Below are 285 nucleotides of genomic sequence, written 5' to 3'. Positions count from 1 at the left end.
TTGTAGTCGGAAGCCTTGAACACGTCGTCGGAGCGGCCGACATAGGTGAGATAGCCGTCGTCGTCGCGCACCGCGATGTCGCCCGTGTGGTGGTAACCGCCCGTCCGTGACTCCGCGGTCTTCTCCGGGTCGTCGTAGTAGCCGGCCATGAGCCCGAGCGGCGGCTGCGACAGATCGAGCGCGATCTCACCCTCGCCCTGCCCCTCGGTGACTGCGCCGGTGACCGGGTCGAGCAGCACCACCGGATAACCGGGCAACGGGCGTCCCATCGAGCCGACCTTGACC

General features: G+C 67.7%; 1 pseudogene. It reads right to left on the bottom strand.

What is annotated here, in order from left to right:
• Positions 1-285, bottom strand: a pseudogene (locus L687_RS25650) (AMP-binding protein); the annotation flags it as partial.

Origin of the sequence: Microbacterium maritypicum MF109, assembly GCF_000455825.1 — a bacterium.
Classification (GTDB): Bacteria; Actinomycetota; Actinomycetes; order Actinomycetales; family Microbacteriaceae; genus Microbacterium; species Microbacterium maritypicum_A.
The sequence above is the reverse complement of the archived record's forward strand: the minus strand, read 5'-3'. Positions and strand labels throughout refer to the sequence as shown.